The organism is Brochothrix sp. (genome assembly GCF_017549435.1).
GTDB lineage: Bacteria > Bacillota > Bacilli > Lactobacillales > Listeriaceae > Brochothrix > Brochothrix thermosphacta.
The window spans coordinates 1-12,034 of record NZ_JAFYUW010000141.1 but is presented as its reverse complement, the minus strand read 5'-3'; the positions used below and the strand labels follow the sequence as shown (position 1 = coordinate 12,034).

General features: G+C 33.9%; 10 protein-coding genes. 7 read left to right on the top strand and 3 right to left on the bottom strand.

Features of this window, described 5'->3' with window-relative positions; all coding sequences use genetic code 11:
• Positions 1–375: 375 nt before the first annotated feature.
• The gene (locus tag IKV95_RS09445) at positions 376–882 is read right to left on the bottom strand and encodes a VanZ family protein (protein ID WP_029091708.1); all 507 of its coding nucleotides are present in this window, start codon (positions 880–882) and stop codon (positions 376–378) included.
• 224 nt (positions 883–1,106) lie between these two features.
• On the opposite strand from IKV95_RS09445, the gene IKV95_RS09440 reads away from it, so the two are divergent.
• The 3 genes from IKV95_RS09440 to IKV95_RS09430 all read left to right on the top strand — a co-directional run bounded on the left by IKV95_RS09440 (position 1,107) and on the right by IKV95_RS09430 (position 4,473).
• Positions 1,107–1,613, top strand: coding sequence for a PadR family transcriptional regulator (locus IKV95_RS09440; protein ID WP_069125391.1), 507 nt, complete (start codon positions 1,107–1,109; stop codon positions 1,611–1,613).
• 117 nt (positions 1,614–1,730) lie between these two features.
• Complete coding sequence (gene rpoN / locus IKV95_RS09435) at positions 1,731–3,050, top strand: RNA polymerase factor sigma-54 (RefSeq protein ID WP_029091709.1); 1,320 nt, start codon at positions 1,731–1,733, stop codon at positions 3,048–3,050.
• Between the two features lie 109 nt (positions 3,051–3,159).
• Positions 3,160–4,473, top strand: a complete 1,314-nt coding sequence (locus IKV95_RS09430; protein ID WP_287451718.1) for an APC family permease — start codon at positions 3,160–3,162, stop codon at positions 4,471–4,473.
• Between the two features lie 50 nt (positions 4,474–4,523).
• On the opposite strand, the gene IKV95_RS09425 is transcribed toward IKV95_RS09430, so the two are convergent.
• Positions 4,524–6,194 (bottom strand): peptide ABC transporter substrate-binding protein, encoded by a 1,671-nt coding sequence (locus IKV95_RS09425; RefSeq protein ID WP_287451716.1) that lies wholly within the window; start codon positions 6,192–6,194, stop codon positions 4,524–4,526.
• A 190-nt stretch (positions 6,195–6,384) separates the two neighbouring features.
• Positions 6,385–8,049 (bottom strand): peptide ABC transporter substrate-binding protein, encoded by a 1,665-nt coding sequence (locus IKV95_RS09420; protein WP_287451714.1) that lies wholly within the window; start codon positions 8,047–8,049, stop codon positions 6,385–6,387.
• A gap of 252 nt (positions 8,050–8,301) precedes the next feature.
• On the opposite strand from IKV95_RS09420, the gene IKV95_RS09415 reads away from it, so the two are divergent.
• The 4 genes from IKV95_RS09415 to IKV95_RS09400 all read left to right on the top strand — a co-directional run.
• Complete coding sequence (locus tag IKV95_RS09415) at positions 8,302–8,994, top strand: metal ABC transporter ATP-binding protein (RefSeq protein WP_029091712.1); 693 nt, start codon at positions 8,302–8,304, stop codon at positions 8,992–8,994.
• A gap of 9 nt (positions 8,995–9,003) precedes the next feature.
• Positions 9,004–9,867, top strand: coding sequence for a metal ABC transporter permease (locus IKV95_RS09410; protein ID WP_069125397.1), 864 nt, complete (start codon positions 9,004–9,006; stop codon positions 9,865–9,867).
• A complete protein-coding gene (locus tag IKV95_RS09405) occupies positions 9,851–10,807 on the top strand; it encodes a metal ABC transporter substrate-binding protein (RefSeq protein WP_287451712.1) in 957 nt (318 codons plus the stop codon). Before IKV95_RS09410 ends, IKV95_RS09405 begins: the two co-directional genes overlap by 17 nt.
• A gap of 165 nt (positions 10,808–10,972) precedes the next feature.
• Positions 10,973–12,034 (top strand): DUF819 family protein (locus tag IKV95_RS09400; RefSeq protein ID WP_287451710.1); only part of this gene is annotated, 1,062 nt, incomplete at its 3' end.

Below are 12,034 nucleotides of genomic sequence, written 5' to 3'. Positions count from 1 at the left end.
TATTACCACTGTTATAAAACTTGTTTGCAACAGAAGCAGAACACGTATTCTTTTGTGAATGTTCATAATGATAAAAAAGAGGGCGTGTTAGAGTGGGAATTAAAATTCCTAATCTAACACGCCCTCTTTTTTGTATTCTAAATAATCGTTATTTTGACAAGGTTGAAGATACTTTCATTTTATGTTTAATGAGTGAGTTTTTCTCCAATATCTTTAATACCAAACAGGTTGTTATCATTCTGATTTTTCTCCAACGTCAACAACCGATATTTTCAGCTATTTCAAAAAAATCATTAGGTATAGATAACCTACTTCATTTTTCTCCAATATCTTTAATACCAAACAGGTTGTTTCCGTTTTCATGTCTTTCAAATACTAGGAAAGTTGACGTTTTTTTCTGATTCTTAAGATAATAATCATTAATAGTATACCTAATAAAGCACCAATGCTATCTAATATAACGTCAGAAACAAGAGGTGTTCTATCTACTGTGAATGATTGGTGCCATTCATCAGTCACTGCAAACAGGCTTAAAGTAATAGGAGATAACACCCAAATCAGTTGCTTTTTAACCCTGAAAGAATGTAAAATTAAGATATAAATCATTCCCATAATAAAATAGATTGAAAAGTGTGCTGCTTTACGAATAAAAAATTCAATGAAATGATAATACCCCCCTTTAGCAATACTAACGGGTTGACTTCCGTAAGTAAATTCCACCTTCATTAATACATCTTCGAAGGGTTTTGTAGACAGAGATGTCTCTAAAACAGGAATAAGTGTTTGTTTCCCATATGGTTGAGAAGAAGAATAAAAAATTGTTCCAGCAATAACTAGTAATATAATTAAAGAAGTAAATCCAATAACATTGTTTTTTTTCATGTAAAATCGCTCCTATCTCTTTTCGGCGTTATCATTTTAAGTAATTATTACGTAAAACAGTATCAGACTAGTTAACTAGTCGATCTATCCAGAGGAGAGGATAGTGAAGGCACTTCATTTTAACATATTATGGGTGGAATGTATTTTTCACATTTCAAAATGATTTTAAATTTAAAAATCGCAGACTCAATAAAACGTATGTGGTTTTAGGAGGAATGTTGCCGATGAAAAAAATATACACACTGTTTATTTTAGGAACACTGATGGAAAAAGATATGCATGGTTATCTGCTGAAAAGCGTGCTTAATGATGTATTAGGGCCTTTTAAAAAAATTAGTTGGGGCGTATTATATCCATTGATACATGAATTGTCAGAAGTAGGACTGATTGAGGCTATCGTTCGTGAAAGTAATGACAAAAGTAAAAAAGATTATCAAATTACAGAAAAAGGCAGACTGGAGTTCAATAAATTAATGGTTGAACCAATCGAGTTCAAACATTTGTATATGATGCATTTTAAAGTGAAATTAAGTGCCATTAAGTGGATTAGCCGCTACGATGCAGTTAATATTTATGCGAATTATGTTCAATACACAACGATATTGATTAATTATAAAAAATCCATTTTAGCTCATGAGATTAATGAGCACGTTAATGGGTTAATTGAAACAGAGATGAAAGAGTTGCAATTAGCTCGTAAATGGTCTAAACAAATGATAAAAAAGTTATAATATTTTATACACAAAATGAAGGTTGCGCACATGGCGACCTTCATTTTTTATTGACAATTACTACATATAAAATTACGATGGGATTATACTACTCTGTTTAACAGTGAAGGAGGAGCTATGAATTTAGAACATAAACATCTCCAAGAGCAACGTCAAACGATAAAAATGACACAAGAACTCTCACAAGCAATTGCGGTTTTGCAATATACAAAAGAGGAACTGACAGCTTATCTTGAAGATAAAGCATTAGAAAATCCATTTTTGGATATTGTTGTGGACCAAAAGAGTGTGTTGGATAAGAATAGATTTAAAGAAACGTATAAAGAACAGTATAAAAATACAAGTGATGATTACGATGTTATTGGACAACTTCCAGAAAAAACAAAGAATTTAGCCCAATTTTTACATGAACAAGTTATGTTAAGTATGCGCGAAATGAAGTTAAGAGATATTGTTCAGTTTCTAGTGGATAATTTAGATGAGAACGGCTACCTTAAATTTACATATCAAGAGTTAAGTGATAGTATCGATGCAACTGAAGTTGAGTTTGAAAATGGGCTAACCTTATTGCAACAACTGGATCCAGCCGGTATAGGTGCAAGGTCATTGAGTGAATGTATTTGTTTACAAATCGATCGCGATATTCGCGCGCCTAAAAGCGCATTTAGAATCATTCAAAATCATTTTGAAGAGTTCTCGCAAAAAAAATGGCAGAAAATTGCTATTTCTGAAAATATTAGTCTACAAGAAATTGAAAAAATTGCTGATTATATTAAAACACTCACACCCTATCCTGGAAAGCGATTTAACGAAGAAACAAATCTGTATATATCACCAGATGTTCGGGTTACAAGAGTTGCTGATGCATGGCAAATTATTCCAATCAACTCAGGCATTCCGGAAGTACAATTCAATACGAGCTATTTCGACTCGATGAAGGCTGAAACGGAAAGTGAAGTGCAACAGTACTTGCAACAAAAGCAAGCTGACTATCACTGGATTAAGCAAGTGCTAGATAAACGTATTTCAACAATAACTGCAGTGACAGAAGCCATTCTGCAAAGACAACACTCCTTTTTTAACGAAGAACATCACCCCTTACAACCGATGACATTTATGGATGTGGCCAAAGAAATTGACGTGCATGAGTCAACAATTAGTCGAACAGTTAATAATAAATATCTCGAAACAAGTTTTGGAATTTATGAATTGCGCTCATTTTTCACTCAAGGTGTCTCGGAAAATAATATCTCGAATAAAACGGTTCAAGAATTGATTAAAGTAATAATAGCAGAAGAGGATACAAAAAAACCGCTATCTGATCAGAAAATAACGGATCTTTTGAAAAAAAGCGATATTGTCATCTCACGTCGAACGGTTGCTAAGTACCGTACACAGCTGCATATCGGTTCTGCACAACAGCGAAAACGCTTTTAGCAATAATTGCATATAAAAAGGATAAAAGGGAAATACTTTGGCAGTGCAAACTATGATATAATCAACCTATTGTTTTTTTACAAGTCAAAAATAATAGGTGGAGGTAACTATGAAAGAAAATGAACTAAAACCAACACTAGGGATATGGTCTGCTCTAGCCCTAATTATTGGTACAATTATTGGTTCAGGCGTATTTTTTAAGCCTGCTTCTGTATTAGGTGAAGTAGGAAGTGCAAATATGGCATTAGCAGCTTGGGCGGCAGGTGGGATTTTAACAATCGCAGCTGGATTAACAATTGCTGAAATTGGTACACAACTTCCATATACAGGTGGTCTTTATATTTATATGAGCCATATTTATGGTAAAGTATGGGGCTTTTTGGCTGGTTGGATGCAAATAATTATTTATGGTCCTGCAATCATAGCATCGTTAAGTTTATATTTAGCAGTATTAATGGTTCATTTTTTCGGACTAGGAGATCAATGGCAAATACCGATTGCAATTATTGCAGCAGTAAGTGTAATGTTCTTAAACATGCTTAACAAACGTTATGGTGCAAGTGCCCAAATTATCACAACTGTTTGTAAATTGGTTCCTATCGCTGCAATCATTGTATTTGGATTAATACAAGGTGACGAGGCGGCTCTAGGTCAAGTTTTAACACAGGCGACTTCAACTACAACTGGAAGTTTTGGTGTGGCTATTTTAGCAACATTGTATGCCTATGACGGTTGGATTTTATTATCTAACATGGCAGGTGAACTTAAAAAACCACAAAAATTATTGCCTAGAGCAATGACTATTGGATTGTTAGTCGTAATGTTTTGTTATATCATGATTAACTTAGCAATTTATAAAATGTTGCCTGCAGATACGATTATCGCTGAAGGTGAAAAAGCAGCTCCCTTTGTTGCAACAATGTTATTTGGTGATATCGGCGGGAAATTACTTAATATCGCTATTATTATTTCAATATTAGGCTGTTTAAATGGTAAAATAATGACTTTCCCTCGTATTGTTTATGCGATGGCAAAAGAAAATGATTTACCATTCTCTAAACAATTAGCTTATGTACATCCTAAAGCAAATACACCAATTGTATCTATTGGAATAATTATGCTATTTTCAATTATAATGATGTTATTCTTTGATGCTGATTATTTATCAGTCATATGTATTTTTGTTATTTATCTATTTTATGTTTTTGCTTTTATAGGTGTATTCATAATGCGTAAACGTAATAAGGGCGTTAAATTAAGTTATCGAGTGCCACTGTATCCTTTTACACCAATTGTAGCAATCTTAGGCTCTGTCTATATTATTTGGAGCCAAGTTGCAGCTGATTTAGTTGGTGTAGCAATTTCTATTGGTATTGTTTTAATAGGATTACCACTGTATTGGTTAATACATCGTAAAGATTAAAAATAAATCCCCAAGAAGTAGATGAACACTCTAACTTCTTGGGGATTTTCTTATTTACCCAGATACATATAACGAAGTGCTAACAGCGTATAGGGATGTAATTTATAGTCTTGCAATTCCGGGTTTTTTAAAACGGTAACGGAGTTAACGAATAGCGGCGCTACAGCAGCACTTTCTTCAATGGCTACTTTTTCAGCTTCAACCATTGTTTTCCAACGTTCAGTTTCATTATCATATAATTTAGTCTCAACATCGTTAATTAACTGATCGAATTTTTCATTTTTGTAGCCCATTGATTCACCAGGATACGAGCTTTTGAATATTTCTAAATAAGTCAGTGGATCTTGATAGTTTGGCGACCAGCCAGTTAATTGTGCTTGATAATCGCCTTTTCCATCTAATTCTTGTCGTAATTTAGCAGGAACACGTTTGATTTCAACATTGACACCCGAAAGTTTTTTCTCCCATTGTTCTTTAACAAATTCAGAAACAACTTTTGAATTATCACTATCATCAACTAACAATTCGATAGAGAAGGTTTGTTTTGCCAAAGCTTTTTTTGCTTTTGTAAAGTGTTCTTGTGCAGCTTCATTATTAGAAAAAACAACATCAGGTGCTTGTTTGCGATAATCTTTTTTAGTTACAGGATTGGAAACAAAACCAGCAGGTACTAAGCCTTTTGTTACAGTCGAACCATTATCAAGTACTTTATTCACCAACATGTCACGATCAATTGCCAATGATAAAGCTAACCGTAAATCAGTATTGTCAAGGTGGCTAGTATTAACGTCATGTTTTTGGTTGAACCGAATAAATTTGGTTGTATCACCGGGAAAGGCAACAAAATCTTTATTATCCTTATATTGTTTAGCAAAGTCGCTAGACAATTCAACATAATCAAGTTTTTTTGCTTCAAACAGATTGGCGCCAGTATTAGAATCAGGAACAACATCAAAGGTAAAGTTAGCAGTTTTTACGCTATCTTTATTCCAATAATCTTTGTTTTGTTCATAACGCCATGAGTTTGCAGATTGTTTCCAGTCTTTAATGATATAGGGACCATTGAACAAAATATGTTCAGCATCTGTTCCGAATTTATCACCTTGTTTATTTGCGTATTTTTCATTGATAGGATAGAAAATTGTATACGGTAACAGTCTTGGAAAATAGGCAACAGGACGTTCTAACGTTACTTGAAGCGTATAATCATCCAAAGCTTTTACACCTAAACTTTCTGGTTTAGCCTCGTTTTTTAGTATTGCATTTGCATTTTTCAAAAGACCGTCGAACATATAAGTGAGTTGTGAACCAGAATTTGGTGAAATGGCACTTTTCCATGAATATTCAAAATCATGAGCTGTGACAGGATCACCATTAGACCAAATGCCATTTTTTCTGATTGGAATTGTATAGATAGTACGCTCTTTATTTATTTTAGGGAAATCAGCAGCTGCCGCTGGTGTGAGTTGCCCTTCAGCATTATAAGCATACAAACCTTCATTTGTTTGATTGAGGTGTTCCATGCTCGATCTATCAGCAATGAGACGAGGATCAAGTGTGCTGATAGGAACTTGGGTAGATAAATGTATCGGTGTATCATTTGTTATTTTTTCTTCAGTAGCTTCGCCTTTTCCAGATGTATTTGAGCAGGCAGTCATTAGAAGTGCAGTGCTTGCAATAATAATTAGCAAGAGACGAAAAACATGCGTTTTTTTTACCATAAATAATTCCCCCTTAGGTCACGATTAACTAAATCGTACAGCAGAAAAATGTTAATGTAAACGGTTTTTTTATAAAATATTAATGTGTGTAATTTAAAAATACAGGTATTAATTAAAAATAATGTATAGTGGCATACAAAAAGACTAGCAAACAATTTCTGTTTGCTAGTCTTTTTTAAATTAAAATTATTTATTTTTCAAGATAAACATATTTTAAAGCAGTCATAGTATATGGGAAACGTTTAAAGTTTTTAAGTTTTGGATTTTCTAAAGAAGCAATTGCATTTTGATAAAGTGGTGCAGAAGCAGCGTCATCTTTGATCGCAATTTTTTCAGCTTCAATATAAGTGTTCCAACGTTCTAATGGTTTAGTAGCTTGAGTTGTTGAAGCTTCAACAAGTAAATCATCAAATTTAGGGTTGCTGTAATCCATCATATTATATGAAGAACCAGTTTTAAAGAGGTCAATGTATGTTGAAGGGTCTTGATAATCTGGTCCCCAACGTGTTAATTGCGCTTGGAAATCACCACTGGCATTAAGTTCAAGTCTGTTTTTATAAGGTAATGTTTTTAACGATACCTTTACGCCAGGAAGGTTTTTTTGCCATTGATCTTGAATGTATTCGGCTGTTGGTTTACTACCATCAGCATCATCGTTTAATAATTCAATTGTAAATGTTGATTTGCCTGTTTCCTTTTTCGCAAGCTCTAACAATTTTTTCGCTTCAGTTGCATCAAATTTAATAACTGGTTTAGCATCTTTACGGAAATCAGCACCTGTATCAGGATTTGTTACGAGGTTAGCAGGAACAATACCTTCAGCAGGTGTTGAACCGTTAGAAAGGACATGTTCAGTTAAGCCTTTGCTATCAATTGCAGCATTTAATGCTTTACGCAAGTTAAGATTATCAAGGCCAGTTTTTGCAACATCTACTTTTTGGCTGTATTTGATGTAATACATAAAAGCACCTGCTGTACTCACAAAATTCTCGTTTGATTTGTATTGTTTAGCGAAATCACCTGTTAATTCAGCACGATCTAATTCGCCAGTTTCGAATAAGTTTGCACCTGTACCAGAGTTAGCAATAACGTTATAAACAAAAGTATCTGTTTTCACATTTTTCTTATCCCAGTACTTATCATTTTTAACAAGTGTCCATGAGTCAGAAGTTGGGTCCCAATCTTTCATTTTATATGGCCCATTAAACAGAATATGCTCACTGTTTTTTGCATATTTATCACCTTGATCTTTTACAAACTCTTCATTTAATGGGAAGAAAACAGAGAACGCAAGTAATGACTCAAAGTAAGGTACGGGTTTTTCCAAAGTGACTTCAATTTTTTTATCATCAACCGCTTTGATACCTAATTCTTTAGGATCTTTCTTACCACCAAGAATGGCTGTTGCGTTTTTCACAACGCCATCATAAAGATATGAGTATTGTGAACCTGTTTTAGGATCAACGGCGCTTTTCCAAGCATAAACAAAATCTTCCGCTGTTACAGGCTTGTCATTAGACCATTTTGCATCATCACGAAGTGTAAATGTATAAACAGTTTTGTCTTTGTTTGTTTGAGCTTTTTCTTTCGCAGCTGCTGGAATTAATTTACCCTCTAAATCATACGTATAGAGTCCTTCATTCGTTTGATTAAGCGTTTGTATACTTGATTCATCAGTAGCAAGACGTGAATCCATATATGAGATGTTTGTTTGAGCACTTAATTTAATTTTTGAAGCTGTTTCTGATTTTTTGTCATCTTTTGCCCCAGAGCTACCACATGCGCCTAAGATAACAGCCGTTAGAACAACAGATGTTACCAGTGTTCCTTTTTTCTTCCAAGATTTAAGTTTCATGTCATTTCCCCCAATATCGAATTTTCCTCATACATTAAACACATACAATGTATAAGAAACGAATGTATTCTGTATACTATACAATATTTAGAATAGTCTGTAAATAGATAAAATAGAAATAACAGATTATTCCGATAAAAGGGAACGTAATTAATAAGAGAAAACACTTTACAAGCGGAAGTGTTCTCAAGTATACTTTGATTAAGTTGGTCTAGGGAAACATTATTAGTTATAGACAACAAAGGAGGAGCTATGGAAATAAAAAATTTATCCGTTTCATACGGTAATAACCAGGTGCTTAATGATGTAAGTTTAACGATAAAAGCAGGAAAGCTAACAGGTGTATTAGGACCAAATGGTGCTGGTAAATCGACATTTATAAAGGCTATTATGAAATTAATACCTTCTGATACTGGAACAATCACCTTAAATAATGAGAAAGATATCATCTCATATGTACCACAGCGACAATCAATTGATTTAACATTCCCGATTACAGTATTCGATATGGTTTTAATGGGAACTTATCCATCATTGGGTTTATTTAAACGCCCAGGTAAAAAGGAAAAAGAAAAAGTCATTGAGAGTTTAGAGTCTGTTGAAATGGCAGAATTTGTCAAAAGACAAATATCAGAGTTATCAGGGGGTCAATTACAACGTGTAGTTATTGCACGCGCATTGGTTCAAGAAGCAGATATTTATTTACTCGATGAACCTTTTGCAGGTGTTGATATGGTGAGTGAGGGCATTATCATGAAGCGTATTCGTAAACTTAAAGCAGCAGGTAAAACAGTAGTGATTGTTCACCATGATTTGACAAAAGTAAGAGAATATTTTGATGATGTTATTCTGTTACATCCAGATTATACGTTATTTGGATCTGTGGATGAGCTGTTTACACCACAATCATTGAAAAAAATCTATGGAATTGAAATTCACGTATAGGAGGGGACCATTATTTTTATCGAAGCAGTGAAAGAATATAATTTTTTACAACAAGCATTGATTACATCTATATTGGTAGGGATAAGTTCGGGTGTTATCGGTAGTTTTGTAGTTTTACGAGGGATGTCATTAATGGGAGATGCCATTTCCCATGCGGTTTTACCAGGTGTCGCTATTTCGTATATGTTAGGTATTAACTTTTTAATTGGCTCAACAATTTTCGGTATTTTAGCAGCATTAGGTATCGGATTTATTAGTGATAAGAGTCCGCTGAAAAATGATTCAGCAATCGGTATTATTTTGAGTTCTTTTTTAGCGCTCGGTATGATTTTGGTAACAATGGCAAAAAGTTCTACCAATCTTTATCACATATTATTCGGAAATATATTGGCTGTGCAACGTGTGGATATGTGGATAACATTGGTAGTTACGATGCTGGTATTGTTATTGGTGATTATTTTTTATAAGGAACTGTTTGTCAGTACCTTCGATGAAACAATTGCAAAAAGTTATGGCTTAAACACAAAAGTAATCCATTATTTTTTAATGGTTTTACTAACACTAGTAACGGTCGTAGCTTTACAAACTGTTGGGGTAATTCTTGTAGTAGCGATGTTGGTTATCCCCGCATCAACGGCATACTTATTAACTAATAAGTTGAGTCATATGATTGTTTTATCAACAATCATCGGAATGGTTAGTTCTGTTAGTGGCTTATATTTTAGTTTTGTGAATAACTTTGCTTCAGGACCAACAATTGTAATGAGTGCTACCATTTTATTTATACTAGCATTTATCTTTTCTAAGAAAAGTACACTATCTTTCAAATCCAATAAAAAAAGGGGGAAAAAAAGCAATGAAATTTCTGTATAAAAAAAAGATCTATGTAACGTTAATGATTGCGGCTTTACTCATGCTAACGGCTTGTGGTACAAGTGCAGGTAAAGATGAAAAAAAGAGCGATGAGGGCAAATTATCAATTGTTGTTACAAATTCAATTTTAGAAGATATGGTTAATCAAGTTGGAGGAAAACATGTGGATGTTCACAGTCTCGTACCGATTGCACAAGATCCACATGAACATGAACCTTTACCAGCAGATACCGCAAAAACATCCAAGGCTGAGTTGATATTTTATAATGGTTTAAACTTAGAGACAGGAAATGGTTGGTTTACGAAGTTGTTGGATAGCACTCAACAAAAAGATAAAGAGGACAAAGTTACTTTTGCTGTTTCAAAAGGTATTGACCCAATCCATCTAGAGTCTAAAGGCCAAGAAAATGAGCAGGACCCACATGCGTGGTTATCAATCCAAAATGGTATTAAATATATACAAAACATTGAAAAAACATTATCAGAAAAAGACCCTGATAATAGAGCTGATTATGAGAAGAACGCAGCAGCTTATATTTCTAAATTAGAAGTCGTGGATAAAAAGGCGAAGAAACAGATGTCTGATATTCCAAAAGATAAAGCAATTCTTATCACAAGTGAAGGAGCCTTTAAATATTTCACGCAAGCGTATGGCTTACGAGCGGAATATATCTGGGAAATTAATTCAGAAAATGAGGGAATACCTGATCAGTTAACACGTATTGTTGATTTAGCGAAGGATTTAAAGTTACCAAGTTTGTTTGTTGAAACAAGTGTTAATGATAAGAGTATGAAAACACTATCGCAAGAAACTGGCGTACCAATCCATGAGGGGAAACTTTTTACAGATTCCTTAGCGAACAAAGGTGAACCTGGTGATACGTATTTAAGTATGATGGAATGGAACATTAAACAAATCCATGATGGTTTATCAAAATAAGTAGTGAAAAACAGTCCTATTGAAAGATAATAGGACTGTTTTTTTATGCACTCATATTTAAAATGATATAAATAAACGTTGCAACTTATAGAATAACTGTGTACTGTAATAGACATAGCTTATTTAAGTTGAATATTCAGAAAATTCAGAAGAGGAAGTGGACATATGGCACAACCAGTAGCATTGGCGATTTTAGTAACGATTTTATTTATCGGTGATCTTGTTTCAGTCAGAACAAAAGCATGGGTTTCATCAGTTTTTATTAGTGCACTATTATTTTTAATCGGTTATTGGACTTTTTTTCCGAAAAACATTGTGGAAGTTTCAGGTATCTCTGGAGGCGTAGCAGTGATGTTAATGTACCTTTTGATCACAAATCTTGGAACCTTATTATCGTTTAAAGAGCTGCTAAATCAGTGGAAAACAATTGTTATTTCATTAAGTGGTATTATCGGTATGTTAGTATTACTTTTTACAATTGGATATTGGTTCTTAGATCTGGAGACAATTTTAGTTGCAGGGCCACCATTGGTTGGAGGTATTGTTTCAGCACTAATAATGTCTGAAGCAGCACAAACGGCAGGTTTAACGTCTTTGTCCGTATTAGCAATTTTAATATATGTGATGCAAGGATTCGCGGGTTACCCGTTAACATCGATTTTTTTGAAAAAAGAAGGGCGACGTTTGTTGAAGGATTATCGTGAAGGAAGTTGGAAGCCAGAAGTAAATGTATCTGATGTTGTTAGTGAAACAATCGATAAACAGCCAAAATTATTCGCAAAAGTACCTATCAGATATAATACCAATTTCTTTAAGTTGGCTCGATTAGCAATCATTGCTTGTTTGGCTTACTTGGCATCAACTGCATTAGCTCCAATTTTGACAGTGAGTCCGTTTGTGTTATGTTTGTTATTTGGTGTTATTGCTTCTTCACTTGGTTTTTTAGAAACAAAACCACTTGAGAAAGCCAACGGACAAGGGTTTGCCATCATGGGTTTGATGTTATTCATTTTTGATGGAATAAAAAATGCAACACCAAAAATGTTACAAGAATTAGTGGGTCCGATGGTTTTAATTATTGTGATCGGAGTCATTGGTATGTATATCTTTTCGTTTATTGCCGCGAAGATACTTAAAATAAGCACTAATATGGCATTTGCAGTTGCATTAACTGCATTGTATGGATTTCCAGCAGATTATATTATTACGAATGAAGTAGTAGCTGCC